The organism is Sphingobacterium sp. UT-1RO-CII-1 (assembly GCF_026711005.1).
Lineage (GTDB): Bacteria > Bacteroidota > Bacteroidia > Sphingobacteriales > Sphingobacteriaceae > Sphingobacterium.
Map to the genome: position 1 here is coordinate 287,095 of NZ_JAPPVJ010000004.1, position 20,653 is coordinate 307,747.

Annotated in this window: 16 protein-coding genes; 12 read left to right on the forward strand and 4 right to left on the reverse strand. The window is 35.3% G+C overall.

Going from position 1 to position 20,653, the window contains the following annotated elements; genetic code table 11:
* Positions 1–4 precede the first annotated feature (4 nt).
* From ORI89_RS10985 to ORI89_RS10995, 3 genes are all read right to left on the reverse strand, one after another.
* A complete protein-coding gene (locus ORI89_RS10985; protein WP_268230527.1) occupies positions 5–2,080 on the reverse strand; it encodes a TonB-dependent receptor in 2,076 nt (691 codons plus the stop codon).
* Positions 2,081–2,264: 184 nt separating this feature from the next.
* A complete protein-coding gene (locus ORI89_RS10990) occupies positions 2,265–3,551 on the reverse strand; it encodes a BamA/TamA family outer membrane protein (protein WP_268230528.1) in 1,287 nt (428 codons plus the stop codon).
* A gap of 29 nt (positions 3,552–3,580) precedes the next feature.
* Positions 3,581–5,356 (reverse strand): ABC transporter ATP-binding protein, encoded by a 1,776-nt coding sequence (locus ORI89_RS10995; RefSeq protein ID WP_268230529.1) that lies wholly within the window; start codon positions 5,354–5,356, stop codon positions 3,581–3,583.
* Positions 5,357–5,521: 165 nt separating this feature from the next.
* On the opposite strand from ORI89_RS10995, the gene ORI89_RS11000 reads away from it, so the two are divergent.
* The 7 genes from ORI89_RS11000 (at position 5,522) to ORI89_RS11030 (ending at position 11,174) form a co-directional block, all read left to right on the forward strand.
* Positions 5,522–6,595, forward strand: coding sequence for a Glu/Leu/Phe/Val family dehydrogenase (locus ORI89_RS11000; RefSeq protein ID WP_268230530.1), 1,074 nt, complete (start codon positions 5,522–5,524; stop codon positions 6,593–6,595).
* Positions 6,596–6,654: 59 nt separating this feature from the next.
* Positions 6,655–7,602, forward strand: a complete 948-nt coding sequence (gene nusB, locus ORI89_RS11005; RefSeq protein WP_268230531.1) for a transcription antitermination factor NusB — start codon at positions 6,655–6,657, stop codon at positions 7,600–7,602.
* A gap of 80 nt (positions 7,603–7,682) precedes the next feature.
* Positions 7,683–8,126, forward strand: a complete 444-nt coding sequence (locus tag ORI89_RS11010) for a DUF1573 domain-containing protein (RefSeq protein ID WP_268230532.1) — start codon at positions 7,683–7,685, stop codon at positions 8,124–8,126.
* A gap of 90 nt (positions 8,127–8,216) precedes the next feature.
* On the forward strand, positions 8,217–8,525 hold the full coding sequence (yajC, locus tag ORI89_RS11015) for a preprotein translocase subunit YajC (RefSeq protein WP_268230533.1): 309 nt from the start codon (positions 8,217–8,219) through the stop codon (positions 8,523–8,525).
* A 140-nt stretch (positions 8,526–8,665) separates the two neighbouring features.
* Positions 8,666–9,613 (forward strand): CdaR family protein, encoded by a 948-nt coding sequence (locus ORI89_RS11020; protein ID WP_268230534.1) that lies wholly within the window; start codon positions 8,666–8,668, stop codon positions 9,611–9,613.
* Position 9,614: 1 nt separating this feature from the next.
* Positions 9,615–10,220 carry a dephospho-CoA kinase gene (gene coaE, locus ORI89_RS11025; protein ID WP_268230535.1) on the forward strand — a complete coding sequence of 202 codons (606 nt, stop codon included), beginning with the start codon at positions 9,615–9,617 and terminating at the stop codon, positions 10,218–10,220.
* On the forward strand, positions 10,221–11,174 hold the full coding sequence (locus ORI89_RS11030; RefSeq protein WP_268230536.1) for an MBL fold metallo-hydrolase RNA specificity domain-containing protein: 954 nt from the start codon (positions 10,221–10,223) through the stop codon (positions 11,172–11,174).
* A 139-nt stretch (positions 11,175–11,313) separates the two neighbouring features.
* Here ORI89_RS11030 and ORI89_RS11035 read toward each other — a convergent pair whose 3' ends face one another.
* Positions 11,314–11,892 carry a helix-turn-helix domain-containing protein gene (locus ORI89_RS11035; protein WP_268230537.1) on the reverse strand — a complete coding sequence of 193 codons (579 nt, stop codon included), beginning with the start codon at positions 11,890–11,892 and terminating at the stop codon, positions 11,314–11,316.
* Between the two features lie 953 nt (positions 11,893–12,845).
* On the opposite strand from ORI89_RS11035, the gene ORI89_RS11040 reads away from it, so the two are divergent.
* The 5 genes from ORI89_RS11040 to ORI89_RS11060 all read left to right on the forward strand — a co-directional run bounded on the left by ORI89_RS11040 (position 12,846) and on the right by ORI89_RS11060 (position 20,615).
* Positions 12,846–14,159: an IPT/TIG domain-containing protein gene (locus ORI89_RS11040; protein WP_268230538.1), complete on the forward strand. Its 1,314-nt coding sequence runs from the start codon at positions 12,846–12,848 to the stop codon at positions 14,157–14,159.
* Between the two features lie 14 nt (positions 14,160–14,173).
* Positions 14,174–17,272 (forward strand): SusC/RagA family TonB-linked outer membrane protein, encoded by a 3,099-nt coding sequence (locus tag ORI89_RS11045; RefSeq protein WP_268230539.1) that lies wholly within the window; start codon positions 14,174–14,176, stop codon positions 17,270–17,272.
* Positions 17,273–17,286: 14 nt separating this feature from the next.
* Positions 17,287–19,290 (forward strand): RagB/SusD family nutrient uptake outer membrane protein, encoded by a 2,004-nt coding sequence (locus ORI89_RS11050; protein ID WP_268230540.1) that lies wholly within the window; start codon positions 17,287–17,289, stop codon positions 19,288–19,290.
* A gap of 86 nt (positions 19,291–19,376) precedes the next feature.
* On the forward strand, positions 19,377–20,270 hold the full coding sequence (locus ORI89_RS11055) for a BT_3987 domain-containing protein (RefSeq protein WP_268230541.1): 894 nt from the start codon (positions 19,377–19,379) through the stop codon (positions 20,268–20,270).
* A 12-nt stretch (positions 20,271–20,282) separates the two neighbouring features.
* Complete coding sequence (locus tag ORI89_RS11060; protein WP_268230542.1) at positions 20,283–20,615, forward strand: Ig-like domain-containing protein; 333 nt, start codon at positions 20,283–20,285, stop codon at positions 20,613–20,615.
* Positions 20,616–20,653: the final 38 nt, after the last annotated feature.

A 20,653-nucleotide genomic window follows, 5' to 3' on the forward strand; every position in this document is an offset into this window, starting at 1 on the left:
GCGATTAGAGTGCCATTTTGATTCCTGCATAATAATTCCTTAGCGGTGCAGGGTTGAAAAAACGATTTCCAAAAGCGTTTATGTCATTTCCTAAACTGTACTTTTCATTTAAAAGATTATCTACTCCAATAAAAATTTGTAAACTTGATTTTTTTATGAAATTTGTGTTCCAAGACGTTTTAAGCTGTATTAAATTGTAGCCTTTGGCATATACGCTATTTGCATCATTGAGAGGCATGGATGATGTGTGGTTGTGCGAAATGTTTAGACCTAAATCATGGGCTAGCTGCATAGAAATGCTGTTTGTCCAAACCCAATCTGGTACAGCAGTCATCTTATTGTTGGTATAATCACCATCTTTGCTAATATAATCACTAAACCGGTAGTAATTATATGATAAGCTACTATGGAGGCTAAGCGCTCTAAGGAAGCCATGTTTTTTTGGTTGTAAAAGATGTGTCCATAAATCAAACTCTACGCCTCTTTGTTTCATAGCGCCGGCATTAACATAGTATTCAGCTCCATTTTCTCTTAGTTGACGTATTATACCATTTTTCATTGCGTAATTGTAAGTCCCAAAGTCAGCTATTAAACGGCGGTTTTTTGTATTCCATCTGACTCCTATTTCATAGTTAGTTCCCTTCTCAGCTTGTAAATCATGGTTGATTATATTGTCAGATGATCGAACTTCTGCTAAAGTAGGTGAGGAATATCCTTTAGAGATAGAAGTTCGCCATGCCCAATTGTCATTAATTAGGTAGGAAGCTGCAATCCTTGGCATCCATATACTACCAAAGCCTATTTTCCCTTGCGGATCTTCAATTATAGGATAACGTTGTTTATACTTTACTGTTGCGGTATTTAATCCGATAGACCCTTCAAGCGTTAAACGTGTATTTATTCTCGTCATAAGTCTATAGAAGATTGTGCTGTTATTATTGTCCAAATTGTCTTTGGCTTGTGCACTCCCTATTACCCCTTTATGGTTATCGTAATTATCTATGGAGCTCCATCCTTTTTGTCCTTCAAACCCGAGTTGCATGTGCCACTGAAAGCTAGGAGTCTTATTGTTTTCGTAGGAAAAGTAAGTACGTATACCTAAGTTTTTTTCATCTCTAAACTCATAGTTGGTGATAAAAGGATTTTCAAAGTCTGTTTTTGACCCAAAAATGGTCAATGTATGACTTAGATTTTTGGATAACTGAGCCTGATGTTTTACACCCCCATAAATTGTTTTATTGTATATTCCAGCTCTTTGTTCTGAGGCACCTGGGTTGGGACCACCTGCGGGGCGTGCTTGTCTTCTGTTTTCATCCATTTGTACCTGCGTTAGCCCGCCGGGAGTACGGTAACCTAAATCACTATAGAGTAAAAACACACTTAATGAGTTTTTCGGATTATAGTGCCATTGGTATGCTGTTTGGAATGTTTTTTTATTGAGTGCAGTATTTTCTCTATACCCATCTGAGCGAGTAAAAGACTGATCGAAGGCAAAGCTATATTTATCATTGATATTTCTTTGTACAGAGAGCTGCTCTTGAAAAAGCCCATAAGAACCTCCAGCTAATAATAATTGTGTATGATCGTTTGCTTTTCCAAAGCCGTTAGGAGCTATTTGTATGACACCTCCTGAATTTGAACCGTAAAGAGAACCATCAGGACCTTTTAATACTTGTATAGCTTGAATGGATGCCGGGTCAATCAGGTTAAGGTAGGTGTTTCCGCCAGCATCGGTCATCGGGAAGTCGTCTATATATATTTTGGTATTCCGTATACCAAACGGTGAGCGGATTAAACTGCCTCGCATAGCTATACGGTAGCTTCCCGGTGAACGCTCTTCCATTCGGATGCCACTTACCTGATTCATAGCAGGTAATAAGGTATTAGTATTTTGACTTTCTATTTCTTTTTTTCCTATAACTTGTGCAGATGATGTAAGTCCTAGTAAAGGTTGCTCATTAAAATAAGCGTGTATTTTAATAGGAACAAGGGATGTTGTATCTGTTGGAGATTGTCCGAATGTATTCTTGGTAATAAATAATAATAAGATTGCAAAAAATAGGTTTAGTAAAAGTCGCATGTAATGATTTCATAAAAAAATGAATCTCAAACTTACGTAAAAGCAAAATCATATCCAATAGAATTGAGAAATACGCCGTCCGGGAACTGTTTTTTGATCTAAAATGTTGGAGGTATATTTACAGCATAGTGGCAACCATGTTTTATTATTATTGTCTTTGAAATAGAAAGTTTTTTGCTGCGCATCAAAATGCTTCATTTAAACCTAAAAACAGTCCCTTTTGTCCAAATTTACCTACAGCGTAATCAATACATAGATTTGTTCGGGTCGCTTTATTGAACAATAGTCGGAGACCCGCTCCTCCAGCTGGCTGAAATTGTTCAAATAATTTTGTTCCTATACGGTCGTTTCCCGTCTGTATATTTGCAAATACTACACCACTTAGAAATTGATTTCTAAGTATAGGAAAACGGTATTCTGCTTCTGTATAGGCGAAAGAGCTTCCTTTGAAATACCCATTTGTATAGCCGCGTCCTAATCTTGCGAAGGTGTCTTTTCCCGTTCCAGGCATGTCTAGATAGGCCATATTCCCGCCTAGTCTATACGAACCCCAATACCATAATGCTAATACATGGTTCGGACGGTTTTGTGAAAGTTGAAAATACTTGCGAAAATCAGTGATTAATTGATAGTAGTTTTGTGCACCGACCATCCATTTTTGCCCCATGCGTAAAACAACATCTGTGTAAATCCCTTTATATGCACTGTTTGGGTTGTCTCTGGTCATATATTGGATATTAAACATAAGGCCATTGTTGTTGTAGTTCTGAGGGTCGTAGCCGTACCTTTCACTATACAGTTGTAAGGGAGTTTTTTCATAATCTCCGAGCGTTTTAACTTTTCTTTTTATCTCAAAAAAAACGCCTGCTCCTACGAAAGTGCCTGGTGCTAATTTTTTATAAACTCGTTCATTTAATCCATAAGTGATAAAATGATTGACATAACGGTTCCTCTCGGGGTTATTTAAAATTTGATCATCTTCATTTTGAGGATTTATTTTATTTCCCATTCCTATTCCATAATCCAAACCAACCATTTTGGCAAGCATAACTCCACCTTTTACGTTCCATTTGTTTTTGGATGTGTAGGTGTCGTGCATGATATAGCCAAATATAATTCCTCTTGTTGTGTAACTTATCGCAGAAGCAAATATCGACATTGAGGTGTTATCTTTATCGCCTAAATACATCCCACCAACTACTTTTGCACCTATTTGTAGACCTATGCTCGGGTTGTAATTGGGATTGGGAAGAATAGAAATACCTGAACGTTTTTTATTTACTTTAGGCGATTTATCACCACGTATAAGTCGGCTAATATCTTTAAAACCATCACTTATATCGTAAAGTGGTGTTATTGAAGTAAGGCTGTCTTTTTTTTGAATATTTAACGTGTCTGTTGGTGTTACTTGTGATGCATTTGTATAATAGACCGTTACTAGGAAAATAAAGACAATGAGATAGCTACGCATGGCATTTAGAGGTTGATGATTTTAATATGTTAGTTAGCTTCTAGTAGTTGTTTTTCGTGAAGTTCAAAGTATTCTCCTTTTAAAGTCATTAACTCATTGTGTGTACCTTGTTCTATAATGCGACCTTCATCTAAAACAATAATATGATCAGCATTCTTTATTGTAGATATGCGGTGCGCAATGAATACGGTAGTTTTACCAGCCATTATCTTACTTAGATTCCGTAGTATTTCTTCTTCTGTTTTTGTGTCAACGGCTGATAGACAATCATCAAAAATAAGAATTTGAGGATCTTTAATTAATGCTCTTGCAATTGAAACTCGTTGCTTTTGTCCTCCAGATAAAGTGATTCCACGTTCTCCTATAGATGTTTCAAATCCATCTTCAAAGTTGATGATATTATCATAGACAGCAGCGTCTTTCGCAGCTTGTTCAACACGGGGGTAGTCTATGGTGTCTAATCCAAAAGAAATATTACTAGCTATAGTGTCTGAGAATAAAAAAACCTGTTGTGGGACAAGACCTATTTGAGAACGTAAGCTATTGGTTTTTATGTTTTTAATATTTGTGTTGTCATAAGTAATTGTTCCTTTATCCACGTCATACATGCGAAGAAGTAGATTCGCAAGCGTAGATTTTCCAGATCCTGTTTTACCTATAATTGCAAGTGTTTTTCCTGGAGCTATTTCAAAGGATAAGTTGGTAATAGCTTTAATTCCAGTGTCAGGATAAGTGAAGGATATATTCTCCACTTTTATACTTCCATTTAGAATGGAAGCCTGCGAGCCATCTTTAATATTGGACTGTGTTTTTAAGAATTCGTTTATACGTTTTTGTGATGCTGCAGCCCTTTGAAATAAAGATGTTACCCAGGCCAGAGACATGGCCGGAAATGTTAGTTGATTCACATATATAATGAATTCAGCAATGTTTCCTGCTGTAATAGTCCCGTTGCTGACCTCAATACCTCCAATATAAACAGTTATTATTGTACTAAAGCTAATCAGAAAAATAATCAATGGAAAAAAAACGGCTTGTATACGTACCAGGTCGAGTGAGACTTTATTGTAGAGGTTGCTTTCTTCTGCGAAGGATTTCATTTTGTCCTGTTCGCGAGCGTATGTTTTTATGACTCTTATTCCAGAAAAAGTTTCTTGAACGAAAGATGATAAAGTAGAGAGTTGTCGCTGTATTTTTTCGCTACGTTTATTTATTATTTTGTTGATGAAGAGGATGACTACCGATAGAATAGGTATAGGTAATAAAGAGTAGGTAGCTAATTTAGGGTTTACTGCATACATAGCGTATATAATCATTATCGATAAGACAACGGTGTTGATGGCGTACATAATGGCTGGACCAAGATAGTTACGAACTTGGTTGACGTCTTCAGTTGCTCGATTCATCATATCTCCCGTGTTATTTTTACGAAAAAATGCAAAATCTAATTCCTGATAGTGATTGTATATCTCATTTTTTAAATCATATTCGATATGACGAGATGTTAAAATAATGGTTTGCCGCATGAAGAATAAGAAAACTCCTCGTAATAACGCAAGTATCAGTACAATAGCGCCGAATAAAAAAAGACTACTTCCGAACACTTTGTATACAAGTTCTTGACGTTCAAAGCCGTCATATAGTCTGTAGAGATCAATGTTATCTTTTACGAGGTCAAAAGCTTCTCTAATAACTTTTGCAGGTAGGATACCAAAGTAGTTTGATATTATTACAAATAATACTCCTGGAATGAGTTTCCAACGGTATTTATAGAAGTATTTATTAAGATAAGCCAGTTCTTTCATTATTAACAAATGTAGGGCTAAAAAATTAAATAATAATGACTAATTATAGCTACATCCTTATCATGTACCGTTTAGCTAATTATTCCTCTTAATCGAAGATGTAGCGAGAAATATTTCCTACTTTTGTATCAATAAAATGTCAATTTTTAGACTAATATTCATCTTATGGGAGCAAAAGAATCTTCTGTTTTTGAGAAAATGAACCTTGCAGGTCATGAAAATTTATTCTTCTGTAATGATCCGTCGATCGGACTTCAGGCTATTGTTGCTATACACGATATGACTCTCGGACCAGCGATAGGAGGTGTACGCATGCTACCTTATGATTCTGTAGCAGAGGCTATCGATGATGCTCTACGTTTATCTGAAGCTATTACTTATAAAGCTTCTCTAGCTGGGTTAAACTTAGGTGGGGGAAGTGCAGTTATTATAGGTAACCATCGTACAGACAAAACAGAGGTGCTGATGCGTCGTTTCGGTCAGTTTATAGAAGGATTGAACGGGAACTTTATTGCATCAACTGATGTAGGAACCAATCAGAAAGATTTAGGATACATGTTGTCTGAAACCGATTATGTGGCTGGGTTACCTGCTTCCTTGAATGGGGGAGGGGACACGACAGTTTTTGCAGCACGAGGCGTCTTCTATGGTATTAAGGCTGCCATTAAGGAGTTGTATGGTGATGATAGCTTGGCAGGACGTAAAGTGGCAGTGCAAGGGGTAGGAAGTGTAGGAGAGCAATTAGTAGCTATGTTGCGTGCTGAAAATGCACGAGTGTATGTTTCTGATATGACGGAAGAACATAAAATGAAGATTGCTGCTAAATATAAGGCGGAGCCTATTACTTATGCAACAAGTTTTGAATTAGAGGCTGATGTTTATGCTCCTTGTGCATTGGGCGGTACAGTGAATCCAACTACTGTTCCCCGTATGAGGTGTAAGATTATAGCAGGTTCAGCAAATAATCAATTGAAAGATGAAGAGATTACCAATCATTTGTTAAAAGAACACAATATTTTATATGCTCCTGATTTTCTAATCAATTCTGGCGCTTTAATAAGCTGTTATTCTGAAATCGAGGGATATGGTAGTGAACGCACGGAGTCTTTAATAAAAAATATTTATAGTGCTACCCGTCATGTTATCCAAACTTCTCGGGAAGATGAAATAACTACCTTTGAAGCTGCTAAAAAGTTGGCGGAAAAACGTATATTTGACGTCAAAAAAATAAAAAGATAGTTTTTATATACAAGTATAATTTCGTTCTTTATTTATGCAATCGTTCTTTAAAAATAATTATGCTTAATAGAAGACACCTTCGTGTAAAGGTTATGCAAACGCTATATGCGTACAGTTTGTCAGAAGATAAACAAGTTAAGGATTTTGAGAAAGCACTTCTTAGAAGTGTTGATGAAGTCAACCAAATGTATATTTGGACATTAAATCTCTTGGATGAGGTCGCTGAATACGTGCTTATAGATGCTGAGGGTAGAGCCAATAAGTTTCTTCCTACAGAAAAAGATAAGGTTTATACTACAAAGTTAAATGATAATACGTTTATTGAGTCGTTAAGACAAAATAGATCTTATTTAGAATATGTAAAAAAGTATAATGTATCTTGGTCTTTTGACCCCGAAGTGGCTCGTTCTGTTTTTGCTGAATTGAAAGAGTCTGAGGCCTACTTAGAGTATCTGGCGTTGGAGGATCGTTCTATTGCTGTGGAAAAAGATATTATTAAACATATTTTTAAGAAAATAATATTAAAGTCGCCTCACATAGATCAAATTTTTGATACAAAGTTTATAAATTGGTCTGTTGATAGAGAAGTTCTTCAGGCAATGATTGCAAAAACTTTTAAAAATTTTTCCAGTGAAAATCCTGTTCAGAATAAGTTGGCGGATTTAACGCCTAACTGGGATGAGGATTCGGAGTTTATTGTGGATTTATTGAAAAAAACCATAAGATATCGGGATGAATATCAAGAACTCATTGCGCAAAAAACAAAAAACTGGGAATCAGATCGTATAGCTTTAGTTGATAATTTGCTAATGGCAATGGCCGTATGTGAGCTGGTGAATTTTCCGACTATCCCTGTGAAAGTGACAATAAATGAGTATATTGAGTTATCGAAGTCGTTTAGTACCTCGAAAAGTAATACTTTTATAAATGGTGTCTTGGATAAAATATTGGCTGATTTGACCGAGCAAGGGCGAATAGAAAAAGAGGGACGGGGTCTAAAGAATTAACTGTTTTTAAGCAGGTAGTACGATGAATAGGTTTTTTACGTTTTATTAGTTATAGACGTGAAATTAAATAAACAATAACTATGAATTTTTTTAAGATAGGTATTCTAAGTGTAGGGTTAACAACACTAGTCTCTTGTGGATCATCATCTTCTGAGACTAAAGAAAGTGATGTTACCGAGATTAAAACAAATAATTCAGGTGATGCTGCTTTGGGGAAGCTTGAATTTGTCGAATCTGTATTTGATTTTGGTGAAATAAAAGAAGGTGAAGTAGTTGAACATATGTACATATTTGAAAACAAAGGTACAGCGCCTATTATATTATCACAGGTGTCAGCATCTTGTGGTTGTACTACCCCTTCATATACCCAGACACCAATACTACCAGGTAAACAGGGAGAGGTAAAAGTAGTTTTTGACAGTAATGGACAAGTAGGAAAACAACAGAAAATAATTACTGTTGTTTCTAATGCAGAAAACAATGTAACTACTGTGCAGCTTAGAGGTGAGGTAGTAGCTAAATAGTCCAGTGTTTTTTTAGAGAGAAGAACAATTAAGTCTAATAAGGGAGTGGGATCGAGTAATTTTTAAATAGTAAATTTTTAACATTAAAATATGATTACAACATTATTACAAGCAGCACCTGCGGGTGGTGGAATTATGAGCTTTTTGCCCATGATTGCAATCGTTGTTGTTTTTTACTTTTTCATGATTAGACCACAAATGAAAAAGCAAAAAGAGCATAAGAAATACATAGAAGAACTAGGCGTTAATTCTAAAGTAGTTACTACAGCGGGGATACACGGGCGTATTGTTGAAGTAAGTGAAACAACTTTTTTAATTGATGTTGGTTCAGGGGTTAAGATGCGATTTGATAAATCTGCCGTAGCATTGGATGCTTCTAAGGCTGCTAATAAAGAGTAGAAAAAAGGATTCTATAGGTCATCAAGACAAAAAGGTAGCTATCCATCTGCGAATGGATAGCTATTTTTTTTTGGTTATACTTGGCCTGAGGATTTATTTCGCATTATTGATTTAAGTGGCTATTTCTTACCTTTGTTCATATGGCTCAACCTCGTATAAGTAAAGTTACAAGAAGAAAGATTTCGATTTTTATACGTTGTCTTATTATTTCTTTTGTAGCTTGGTTGTTGTTTGCTGTATCTACAGAGCAGATTTATACCATCAAAGCAGGAATATCATATGTTAATATACCTGAAAATAAAGCTTTCCATTCTTTACAGTCTGATACGGTAAGTATACGAATGCGGATGAGTGGCTGGAAAATCTTGATAAAAAAACTTCACCCCGATACTCCACATATAAAGGTTGATTTGAGTGGTTTGAAAACTCGGAATTATATCTTATTTACGAATCAGATAGGTTATGTTAATCGTCAGTTTCCCGTTGATAATCAAGTTGTTTCTGTTAGTCCAGATACGCTTTTCTTTGATTTTTCTAAGCAAACACAACGTAAAGTTCCTGTTAAGCCGATTCTAGGTTTACAGTTTAAAAAACAGTATGGAGTTATAGGGAGTACAAGTTTGAATCCTGAATATGTAACTGTAACTGGGCCATTAGAAGATGTGGCTAATATCGAATATTTAGAAACAGACACGATTCGTGGAGTTCAGGTTAATAGTGATGTACGAATGGTGACTTATTTAAAAAATAATCAGAAAGCTAATATTTCGATTTATCCTACTTTCTCAGAGGTAACGATACCAGTAGGAGAAATTACAGAAAAGGTTGTAGAGGTACCTTTGAAGATTGAAAATAGTAAACGTTACACATCAGTACGTACTATTCCAAGCAAAGTGAAGATAACTTTTTTAGTGTCATTGAAAGATTTTAATACATGGTCCTCTCGTGATTTTGAAGCAGTTGTTGATATGGATAATTGGGAAGAAAATAAGGTAAAGAGTCTGCCCGTAATTATTACTAAGAGTCCCGATTATTGTGAGATTGTGGCTGTAGAACCGCAGAATGTAGATTTTTTTCTTAGGAGATAAAATGGGGTTAAAAGTTGGCATAACCGGTGGAATCGGTTCTGGGAAAAGTTATGTTGCTAAGGTATTTAAAGCTTTGGGCGTTCCTTTTTATGATGCAGATAAAGAGGCTAAGTTGATTATGAATAATAGCCATATTATAGCAAATGAACTGATAGATGCTTTTGGGCATCAAGTATATACTGCAGAGGGACAATTGGATAGAAAGTTTTTAGGCGAAATAGTCTTTAAAGATACAGCGAAACTGAAGATGTTAAATGAAATTGTTCATCCTGTTGTTATACAACATGGTGAAGAGTGGGCTGAAAAACAGACTTTTGCATACTCTTTGAGAGAAGCTGCTTTGTTGTTTGAGTCAGGTTCTTATAAGCAGTTAGACTATACTGTTTTAGTGCTTGCACCTTTGGAATTACGATTGCAAAGGGTCATGCTGCGGGACGGTGTAAGTAGAGAGCAGGTTGAGGATAGAATAAGTAAGCAAATGAGTGATGAAGACAAACACTTATTAGCAGATTTTGTACTTATTAATGACGAGAAGACAGCATTATTATCTCAAGTTTTGGCTTTACATGAGAAATTTATGAGTAAATCAAGTAGTATAGTTAAGTAGATGGGCCTTATATTGGAAGACTTTCTGGTTAAGAAAGAAGAAGGGTATTTTTGTCGTTACGGCAACTTTTATATTGATGCTATGCAGCCTGTTTATGTAAATGTTATTTCGCACGCACACGGTGATCATGCTACTCCAGGTCACCGGCAAATGTTTGCTACACTAGCTACTTTTGCGTTTATGAAAAATCGTTTTTCAAAAATGCTAAGTAATTCTTTAACAATTGTGGGGTTTGAGGAAGAATTTCGAATAGGAGATATTGAATTGAAACTGTTCCCCGCAGGACATATTTTAGGTTCAGCTCAAATCTTAATGAAATATAAAGGCGTTCGTTATCTGTATACTGGCGATTATAAACTACAGGATGACCCTACTTGTGAGCCTTTTACTTTTGTTGAAACGGATGTACTCATTACAGAGTCTACTTTTGCAGATCCAATGGTCGTGCATCCGAATGCAGAGACTGAGATTTTGAAAATGAAAGACCGAGCTTCGAATATCATGCTAGGTTGTTATACTCTGGGTAAAGCACAACGATTAACCGCTCTAATAAACGATTTGCTGCCCGAAAGACAAGTTTTAGTACATCATCGCATGTATCCGGTGCATAAAGTTTATGATGATTTAGGGCCTAGGCGCTTAAAGTATGAGTTGTATAACCGAAAGGCGATGAAAGATGGACGCGTTGATAAAATTTATTTAGTGCCGCCTTTAACCTTCAACAGCTATTTTAAGGCTAAAAATGTATTGCGCGCGTTTGCATCAGGTTGGGCAAGATTGCAGCAACAGAATGATATAGAACTTTATATATCCGACCATGTGGACTGGAATGACTTGTTGTTTTTTATAAATGAAATTAGGCCAAAAGAGATTTGGACAATACACGGTGATGGAAGCAAGCTGAAACAACATTTTAAAGGAGTATTGCCTGTTAGAGATATTTTAAAGATATGATGTTTTTTAAAGAGACTTTTTATTGGTTCGGAAAAAAAGGAGTAATTAAGGGAATTCTTGTCTTTTTATTTGTGTTTACTACTATTTATTTGCTATTAGGTTTTTTGTGAAAAAAATAATAAGACTTATATAAACTTAGTTATTCTTCTTGACTATTAGTGACTAATTCTATTAAATCATTTGAAGATAGATTACAAAACAGTTCTGCGTAATCTTTATGAACATAAACAAGTTGCTTGTTTATTTTTATATCTAATTTAATTATGTAATGTTTTCTTGGTGCTTTATTGAATAGATTGGTAATCTCTATAGAGTTTTTATTCCATAGGTTTGAATCCATTTTTTTGAGAATTTGTTTGGATGTAATAGGTTGGTTTAGCAGCCCTTCTGATATAAGGCGATCTAATTCTAAAGCCAAAAAATTTGTTTGATTTTGCAGTTTTTTGTTTGCAGAGGTTTCAATAGCAATTTGAGTTTCTTTGGGAAGATTTTGTAAAACAACTCCATTTTTGTAAAGGGATATTAATTCACGATAAGAGACCCCCCATATTTTTTGAGCAAGTAAGTCTGCATTATTGAGTGTTAATTCTCTCTTCTGCCTTTCAAACGCACTATAATCAGATTGAATGATTCCAGCTATAGTTGCAACTTTCTCTTGACTTAAGTTAAAAAGAAGTCTTAGCGACTTGAGTGCAAAAGCAAATTCTTCATTGGCCATTTAAAATAGATTTAATTTTATTTGCTTATGTCTATATTGTTTTGTAGACTTGTATTACTAACTTAAACTAACCCTGTTTGGGAGGGCTAACTAATTGTATAAATGATGAGAAATCGAAACAATAACTTGTCAAAATATGCTTATTTATTTGATTAACAATTGTTTGTTAAGTAGACCATATAACAATAGTTTTTATCTGCTAATACATAAATTAGTTGGTGTTTTGTACATGTAATTGACTGATTACAGGTGCAATTAGATTTTGTTAATTGTAATTAGATTATAATTTATTTACATAAACCTTAATTATATGATGAAGAATTCGTTATTTCTAATCAAAAAGCAGTATGAATTAAAGCTAATTTGTATTGTTTATTCTTATGCTTTGTTTCTTGGGAAAGAAAATGCCAGGGGACCTGATTAAATGTCTTAATAAAATACAAGCAAAGAAGGGCGTTTCGAAATATTTTAAAATGAATACAATTTACTAGTAATTGTATCATCGTCATTAAAATAGAAGACGAAGTATTTATGAATATTTTGAAACGCACCTAATTTGTTTGCTCCGACCGTGATTTATTCTTCTGCATAAGTATACATGCGTGGATTCACAGATTGGATAGCAATTTTCTATTCGCACTTTAAAATTAATATTCTTTTTCTGTTGTACCAAATGTGTCTTCTTAACAAACTTGAATAGTGAGCGGTCGGTTATTATTGTGATTTGTATCTCTGTGGCAATGAGTGTGTAGCCTTGTTTTATTGTTAGCTCTTATAAAATGAAGTTGAAAGGTATATTTCGTTACTTTTTATACTATTTTTTGATTTTGATGTAAAAAGTGATGTAACTCTTGTTTCAAGTAGTTCATACTTGCGAAGAAATAGACAAAAAACATCTTTGCTACAGTTGTAATATATACAAATCAATTATTAACTGATTAACTATTAAATTTATGTTTAAGAACAATGCTTTAGCCAGTGCTCTATCAGCAATAGTAATGTTGTGCTTTCTAACTTTTTTTTATTCGTGTAGTGACGATGGTTTGGAAAAAGCGGATAAGCCTCATGATCCTAATAAGCCTATAGAAATAACGAAAATTTATCCTGATTCCGGAATATATTTGGAGAAAGTTATGATTAGCGGAGATAATTTTGGAACCGATGTAGATAAGATTCGAGTATGGTTTAATAATAAACGAGCAGCAGTTGTTGGTTCGACCGGAGAGAGGGTGTATGTATTAGCACCACGTTTGCCAGGTGATACCTGTAAAATATCTGTTGTGGTTGGAAAGGACTCAGTTGTGTACTCGAGTGATTTTTATTATAATACTTCTGTTACAGTGACTACTATTGCAGGAAATGGAAGCCGGGATACTTATAGGGACGGAGATTTAACCCAGTCTATTGTTGGGCCTAAATATCTTTGTGTTGATAAGGAGGATAACCTTTTTATGATAAATCGTGTTCCTGATCAGTATCACGTAGCCCGTATTGATGAAGAAGCGAATGAGCTGATAACTTTAGCACGGAATGTTATAGCTAATGTTCCAGCTGCAGACCCCATAACTGGATTAATTACATTTCCTACTGAAACCACAGTGGGCTCTTATTATACCTTGGATCCGTTGGAATTTTGGGGGCCACGTATTAGAGAAATGAGGTGGCCAGAGGGGGGGGATAGACCAGGACAAGGCTATAAGCACAGTATGGTTTTCAACCCTGATGATGGATATATATATACTCGCTATTATCATGGGCATATTGTCAAAATTAATCCAAGAACTTTTGAGGTAACACCTATCTTTAAAACCCAACAGGGGGATAGTTTTGGCTTAACTTTCAACCCGATGACACCCAATGTTCTCTATATATCTTTTATTGGTAATGCGGGAGTTAATGCACATAGTATTTGTAGTATAGATGTAACGAATCCAGAAAATAGCTTTAAAAAGCTTACTGGCCCTACTAACGGAGGCCATCGGGATGGTGAACTTGAAGTAGCACAATTTAAGGACCCTCAGCAAATCTTTTGCGATGCGGAAGGAAGTATATATGTAGCTGATGCTGGTAATCATTGTATTCGCAGAATTACTACAGATGGGATGGTTGAGACTGTTTTAGGGATGCCGGGTACCCCGGGATGGAAGGATGGAGGGAAAGAAGAAGCTTTGTTTCGGTATCCTACAGGTATTGGTATTGCTAGTGATGGATCTGTCTACGTCGCGGATTTTGATAATAATAGAGTTCGAAAATTATCTATAAATTAATAAGGGGGTGTGAAATGAAAAAAATAGGCTATATATTAATGTTTCTAATTTATGTTCCTTTATTCTTACTAGCTCAAGATCAAAAGAGTTTTCAGATTCAGGGATTTGTTTATGATGCTAATAAAGAACCTCTTTCTGGTGTAACTATATATTTGAGAGATAAAATAAGTATTGGCACATCATCAAATGATCAAGGAAAATTTGAATTGCGCGTTAGTCGAGGGGATATGGTTGTTTTTAAAGCGATTGGATATAAACAAATAGAATATTTGGTTACTGATGCAAAAAATGATCTAGAAATATTTTTTTTTGAAGAAGAAGAGAAAATTGATGAAGTTATTGTTGTTGGTCTTGGAACACAACGAAAAATATCTAATGTTGGGGCTGTTACTAGTGTGGATGTTAAAGAATTACAAACTCCTGCTGTATCAATTGCTAATTTACTAGGCGGCCGCGCTGCTGGTGTTATTTCTTTACAAGCCAGTGGGGAACCAGGTAAAAATATTTCTGAATTTTGGATTAGAGGGATTGGTACTTTTGGAGCGAACTCAAGTGCTTTAGTTTTAGTAGATGGATTAGAAGGTGACTTAAATTCTTTAGATCCAGCAGATATAGAGAGCTTTTCAATATTAAAAGACGCCTCTGCGACTGCTGTTTATGGAGTTAGGGGCGCAAATGGAGTTGTTTTAGTAACGACGAAAAAAGGGCAAGTTGGAAAGTTAAGTATTACAGGTAGATCTAATTACACCCTTTCTAAGATGACTCGTTTGCCTAAGTATCTCCGAGCTTTAGATTATGCGAAAATGGCAAATGAAGCTAGGGTGGTACGTGATGAAACACCTATTTATTCAGATGTTGAATTAGATATAATAGAGGATGGTACTGATCCTGATATGTATCCTGATGTAAGTTGGCAAGATGAGATATTAAAACCTGTTTCACTAAGACAAAGTTACTACGCTAGTGCACGGGGGGGAGCTCAGTTAGCAAGGTATTTTTTAAGTTTAGGAGGAAGTGCAGAGGATGCCGCATATAAATACGATAAAAAGAGTGTTTACTCTGGGAATACTGGGTATAAAACATATAATTATAGAGCAAATATTGATTTAGAATTAGCTCCTACATCAACATTATATTTTGGTACAGATGGGTTTCTTTCTGTTCATAATACCCCAGGTATTGCTAATACTGATATTATATGGTATTCGCAATCTAATTTAAACCCTTTACTATTGCCTTTGAAATACTCTAATGGACAGTTGCCAGCTAGTTCTACTACAAATTCATTGCGTTCGCCTCTTGTCATGATTAATAATATGGGAAGAAAGACATCACAGGCGTATAAAGGTAAATTCACCTTGGCACTTGATCAGAAACTACCTTTTATACTAGATGGTTTACGATTAAGATTGCAGGGTGCATATGATTTAACAAGTGAATTTAATGAAAGTCGTTTGGTAGCACCATCTCTATTTCAAGCGGTGGGACGTGATCAACAAGGAAAATTAATTACTATAGAAAGAGTTCCTGCTCAAGCTGTTTCATATGCTAAAGGGACAAATCAATTTCGAAAGTATCATCTTGAAAGCACCTTAAATTATGATAAAAGAATCGGAGAAAATCATCGAACATCTGGCTTGATTTACTATTATTTGAGTGATGAAAAATGGGCGCACAAGGGAAACTCTAACTTGACAGCAGTTCCTGTTCGTTATCAGGGTGTTTCTAGCCGAATAACTTATGGTTTTAAGGACACCTATATGTTGGATGTTAATTTTGGATATACGGGATCAGAAAATTTTCAACCAGGTAAACAGTATGGTTTTTTTCCATCAATAGCGGGTGGCTGGGTTCCATCTAACTATGAATTTGTAGAAAAAAATCTTCCATGGATTAGCTTTTTGAAATTTAGAGGGTCATACGGTGCTGTCGGTAATGATCGAATTACTAATGATAGGCGGTTTCCTTATTTAACATTAGTTAATCAATATTGGGTAAACCCATGGGGGATATCTAATTCATTAGAGGCTGTGAATGAACAGGTCATGGGAGCAGATAACTTAGAGTGGGAAAAGGCATTGAAGACAAACTTAGGTATGGAGTTAAATATGTTGGAAGATAGATTTCAATTAATTGTCGACTTCTTCAATGATCAACGTAACGGCATTTTCATGCAAAGGGTTCAAGTTCCAGATTATGCTGGTTTAGTAAATATGCCATATGGTAATGTTGGAAGGATGAAAAGTAGTGGGGCAGATGGAAATGCAAGTTATAGACATACAGTAAATGAAAAATGGGGATTTACAGTACGTGGTAATTTTACTTATTCCAAGAATAATGTACAGAATTGGGAAGAAGCTAATCCTAAATATCCTTATCAAGATGTATCGGGTTATCCCTATGGAATTCGTCGAGGATATCGTTCTTTAGGGTTATTTAAAGATTGGGATGATGTAAATAATAGTCCTGCACAATTTGGTAAAGTAATGCCAGGAGATATTAAGTATCGAGATGTTAATGGTGATGGTGTAATAAATTCAGATGATAAAGTACCATTGAGTTATGGCACTTACCCTTTGGTTATGTTCGGTTTTGGGGGCGAGGTTACCTACAAGAAGTTTACACTTGGGTTTTTATTTAAAGGCACAGGTAAAACTGATTTTTTTTATGTAGGGGATGGCATGGGAACCGGTTATGTGCCTTTTTATAGTGGGGTAAATGGCAATGTTTTAACCATTGCGAATGAGCCAAGTAATCGATGGATACCTAAAGAATACGCGGCAGAAATTGGTGTTAATCCTTCTAAAGCAGAAAATCCGAATGCTAAATTTCCTCGATTGACGTATGGATATAATGAGAACAATTCACAGTTATCTGACTTTTGGCAAGGAGATGCACGGTATTTACGATTACAGGAAGTTAACCTTAATTACAATTTGCGAGCTCCATTTCTACAGCGAATGAAAGTAGCTTCAATTGACCTTCAGTTTGTAGCTAATAACCTTTTTTTATTTGATAAGGTGAAGTTAACTGACCCTGAATTAGCTCATAAAAATGGAGAGGTATATCCTATTCCGAGGACCTTTATATTCCAACTTTATCTTCATTTATAAAAAATATGATTGCTATGATTATGTATAAACGAATAACCAAAACAGTTTTGATTTTATTCTTGACTACTTTATTAAGTATCTCTTGTAAGGATTTTCTAAGTGTAGATGATTATTTTAGTGATGAGCTTAAATTAGATTCTGTATTTAAAGAAACTCGATATTTAGAGGCGTATTTATGGGGGACGGCAGCTTTGTTTCCTGACGAAGGTAGTCTGCAGAATAATAGTCATACACCGGGGCCATACGCTACAGATGAGGGATTTACTAGTTTTTTAACTTCATCTGGATATAATGGGATACGCTTTGTCCTTGGTGAAATTACGGCAAATAATCTTTACTCGCTTAATACTTGGGGAACGTATTATAAGATTATCCGTAAGGCGAATACAATTTTAACACGTATTGATGAAGTTGAAGATTTAACAACCAAAGATAGAGCCAACATATTAGCGAATGCACGCTTCTTAAGAGGATATGCCTATTACAACATCCTAGTCGATTTCGGTCCTCCTATTATTTTAGGCGATGATATAGTAGAGTCAAATGCTTCAATTGATGCATATGATCGAAGTAGAAGTACATATGATGAAGCTGTTGAGTATATAGTAAGTGAGTTGGAAGAAGCTGCAAAGTTATTACCAGCAAGTACTTCACTTGCCAATTTTGGACTTCCAACTAAGGGGGCAGCCTATGGTTTGGTAGCGAGGTTACGCTTAATACACGCAAGTCCGTTGTTTAATGGAGGAGAGAGTGCACGTACTTATTTTGGAAATTGGAAACGTTCAACGGATAATGTACATTATGTGTCGCAAAACTACAATGAAAATCGGTGGGCTATTGCTGCTGCTGCTGCGAAGAGAGTGATTGATATGGCAAGTGTTGTAAACTATGGACTACATGTTGTACCAGCAGATTCTGAGACTCCCGTATTGCCTGAGGGTGTAACTAGTGATCCTAATTATTACGATCAATGGCCTTTCGGAGCAAATGGTATCGATCATTATCGATCTTATTCAGAAATGTTCAATGGGGAAGCGGTTATCCCAGTAAACCCTGAATTTGTTTGGGCGAGAAAGAGTGGAGCTTTAGTAAGTGAAACTAGAAACTCTTTTCCTCAGAAACTTGATGGTTGGAATGGAGCAAGTGTTACACAAAAAATTATTGATAACTACCGCATGGTAGACGGCCGTGAAATAGATAACTCTAGCGAAGTATATCCCTATACAGAAGTTGGATTCTCTGGTTCTGCAAAGGTTTTCTCTGGTTATAGATTGAATGCTGATGTTAGTAATATGTATGTTAATAGAGAGTCTAGATTTTATGCTTCTATTGGTTTTAGCGGGGCATTTTGGTCGATGTCATCTTCGACTTCTTCAGGTTATTATAATCAAACAATAGAATATCACTTTGATGCACCAAATGGTAAAGGGAGTGTTAGTAGTCCTGTAGATTTCCCAATAACAGGTTATGTGATTAAAAAATTTATCCACCCAACTGATGCATGGGGGGGGACTAATGCAATGCGCATGGATAAAGCTTTTCCGATTATTCGTTATGCAGAAATATTACTTTCTTATACCGAAGCATTAAATAACCTTACAGGTAATCATACAATTAAAATGGATGGTGAAAGTAAGGTGTTTTTTAGAAACATGGACGAGATACGTAAGTATTTTAATTTAATTCGATATAGAGCTGGCATACCAGGAATTAGGGGAACAGAAGATGCGATTACTTTTCAGAGATTACTTGAAAAAGAGCGTATGTCAGAGTTTCTGTTCGAGAATAGAAGATTCTATGATGTTAGGAGATGGGGGATAATGGAAAAAACAGAAAGCGAGCCTATACAGGGGATGAATATAGAAGGAGGAAAATCTGTGTTCTTTAATAAGGTCATTCCCAATACTGCGAGGATAGGAGGAAGAGTGGTTAATAAACGATTAGTATTTCTTCCGATTCCACTGAGAGAGGTGCGTATTTTGCCATCATTGGATCAAAATCCTGGTTGGGAGTATTAAAGTAATTAATAGATCTGGAAATGAAAAATCAATATAAAAAAATGGATATTCTTGTTTTGACTCTTAAATGTATAACATTGAGTACTGTGTTATTATTTTTTACTTCTTGTAATAATGATAAGGTTTTTGAAAATGAGCAGTATAAAAATGTTTTTGCATTAATAAGCACTGGAATTGATAATGTTTCAGAAAAATTTCATGATTTGGGAGAGGAGTCAATAGGCTATGTGACAGCCTCAATGGGAGGAACAAGAAATATTACAAGGGATGTCACTGTTAACCTAGTGGAAGATAGCTATCTAGTCGAAAGTTATAATATAACAAATTTTGATAATGATGTATCTAAATATGCTAGACGCATGTCTTCTAATAATTACAGTTTGGAGTCTTACACATTTACTATTCCAGCAGGTAGTATAGGAGCGAGCGTACCGATTAAAATTAGGCCAGATGGACTCTCTCCTGACTCCGTTTATTTTATTCCTTTGCGTATACAAACGCATGATCTATATGAAGCAAATCAACTTAAAAGTTATGTTTTATATAGTGCTCGTATGAAAAATTTTTATGCTAAAGCAGATGGGAATACGAGGTATAATATGCGGGCTAAACATCGAACAGAAGGGAGTTCAACAGAACTGGAAATGCCCGGTACAAAAATAATGCATCCATTAACTAAGAATAGTGTTCGTGTTATGGTTAGTAATGAGAATTTTGTATCTGAAGTAGATAGATTTGAGAAATTGGCAATTATTTTAGAAGTTGATGAAAATAATAATGTAATTATTAAACCATATAAAAATGTAGATATTCAGCAAGTTGAAGGAGATGAGCGTTTTCCAAATGTCTTTAAGTTGGAAGATGATGGATTTAAAAAATATAAAACATTTTTATTACGGTATAACTATACGGTATCTGGTAAAACGACAGAGATAAAAGAAGAGTTAAGACTGGAGTATAAAGAAGGAGAGGATGATTAATTGTTTTAAACTATGAAAAATAAATATTTATTAGGTGTTTTTTTTACACTGCTATATATTGTGATTAATATGGGGTGTAGTGATAGCTTTGATAGAAGGTCTGTTGAGGAATCTTTTTATGTTAATAAAAAGAAAATTGAGGGAGAGATAGGTCATAGTGATCAATTGATTGCTAGCCCTACATCAGGTTCAAATGTTTATACCTGGGCTAGTGAGGATCTTAACATTGTTGAGGTTGACGGAGAGGGCAAGGTGAAATTGGTCGGATTGGGACAAACTGTTATCGTTGTGACTAGCGGTGAGATGAAAGTTACTGTTGATGTAGTGGTTAAGCTCAAAGATTGAAGAAAAATGAATAGGAATTTTCAGTCAAATTATTGATT